The sequence below is a fragment of the Macromonas nakdongensis genome, from assembly GCF_002837145.1.
Taxonomy (GTDB): domain Bacteria; phylum Pseudomonadota; class Gammaproteobacteria; order Burkholderiales; family Burkholderiaceae_C; genus Macromonas_B; species Macromonas_B nakdongensis.
On sequence record NZ_NWMV01000145.1, the window covers coordinates 1 to 1,811 of the forward strand.

The window sequence follows — 1,811 nt, forward strand, 5'->3', positions numbered from 1 at the left end:
TCAATTCCCGGGGCGGTTCATATTGGCGAAAGGCGTGGCTGTGTAGCCCACATACGCCTTTCGAGTGAAGGAGTGCAACAACTGCCGAATGAGGCTGTTGATGGTTTTGGGGGAGTGCTCTTCGTCTGGCGTCCCATCGTCGTTGAAGAGCTGCTCGCCCGTATCCACAGACGCGTTGTCTGCCTCGTCGTCGATCATCAGAAGCGGCAGTTTGGTTACAAGCTTCCAATCGGGAGCCTTGGGCAGCGGGCAAGGCGTGTCGGCAACGCGCGTCTGAACCCACCTCAGCAGTTCAGTGAGCACGGTCTTTTGCTTCTTCACAACGAACACCCATGGCCGCTCCTCAGGCGAGATGCCGTGAAAGTGTTTGGCGATGCTCTTGCTGAAGTCGCCGTTCTCCGCCCTTGTTGTTGCAGAGTTGGTTTTGAGGTCCTCGCCGAACGATGCCACCCCGATAGCTACGCCCGGGTCGCCACCTGGTGTGGTTTCATATCCAAGGAACCCCTCCTCGAGGCGAATCTGGGTTTGCGAGCGAAGATTGTTGTGCAGGCCTGCCAGCACAATGATGATCTTGTAGCCGGCGTCCGCAGCCTTGTTGATCAAGCCGGTGTAGTTGCTTGTCTTGCCGGATTGCACATGCCCGACGACAAGGCCGCGCCTATCCCAAGGGTCTGTGCGAAGCGGGTCTTCGAGCAGGCCAAGAATATCGTTGGTAGACTCGTCGAGCCCGTCGACCACCACATCCGACAGTTTCGATTCTTGGTAGTCGCGGTAGCGGCGCCAGTAGTGCCAGTCCTTTTTCCGGGCGGCGTTGAGCCAGTCGATGTGGCCGGTGTTGTCCTTTAGGGTGGTGGCCTTGCCCATTCGGTGGCTGAATCGCTGAATCAGAGTGGCGACCACGACGGCTTCGTCCAGTGGGATGGGTGGATCGCTTGCAAACATCGCAGCGGCCAACTTCACCTTGTCTGCGATATACGCAGGGGTAATTTTTGATGAATCCTTCTCAGCTTTCACCAGCCGTTGCGCGGTAGCGATGACATCGTCGAGCAGCTGCGCCTGCGCTGCTGCCTCTTCTGCTGCGATCATTTATTACTCCCTAAATTTGCGATAAGCGTTGGAAACTTTTGGAACGGCTCTGTTCGCAACATCGACTTGCGCGCCTCTTCGACGCTCAGGCCCTTGCGTTCAATCAGGTCGTTGAACAGCACGCTCGCGACCTCGATCACGGCAGAGTTGGGTTCGCCTTCGAAGCCGGTTCGAGGTGTTTCTTTGTTTTCGGCGGTGTCCAGCCAGATCCGCTGCACGGGCACAGTCTCTTCGATGACACGAAGCATTGACTTGACGAGGTTGGCCATTGGGCCTGCGTTGGCAAGCACTGCGGAAACCGATGGATGGGACTCGTCGATTCGATATCTAAGCCCAGACTTGAGCCGGTCGACCCGCCAAGCTTGTTCAATCGGTTGGTTTCCGGCGGTCGGCGTAGGCGAGCCGCGGTAGGCAAAAACACGCCTTGCGCGGTCCCGTGTGTTTTCGGCCAATGAGGTCAGCCAAGGGCGCAGCGACACAGGGGGACGAGACGTGGATTTGCGAACGTCGATTTTCCAGTCCGCGTCAGCGGTGTTTGGGATGTCCAGCCGAATGCGAGCCAAGCGATGGGCCTCTTCACGGTTCCAGGCTCTTCCATTGCCAAGGCCAAGCCAGCCGCCTGCGACCAGGAGGCGCTCGTTGCGGTAGACGTAAAAGCCTTGCTGCGCAGTCCAGCCGGCGGGCCCGGCATTGGATTCGAACTCGCGGCGCGTGTCAAGGTAGTT

The 1,811-nt window shown here is 58.4% G+C and carries 1 protein-coding gene and 1 pseudogene; both read right to left on the bottom strand.

What is annotated here, in order from left to right; genetic code table 11:
* Positions 1–1,086: a hypothetical protein gene (locus CON77_RS14360; protein WP_232788560.1), complete on the bottom strand. Its 1,086-nt coding sequence runs from the start codon at positions 1,084–1,086 to the stop codon at positions 1–3.
* A pseudogene (locus tag CON77_RS14365) lies at positions 1,083–1,811 on the bottom strand (ATP-binding protein); the annotation flags it as partial. The pseudogene CON77_RS14365 and the gene CON77_RS14360, both read right to left, overlap by 4 nt.

Coding starts and splice junctions, on each gene's coding strand:
- CON77_RS14360 (WP_232788560.1), bottom strand. CDS start 1,086: ATGATCGCAGCAGAAGAGGCAGCAGCGCAGGCGCAGCTGCTCGACGAT.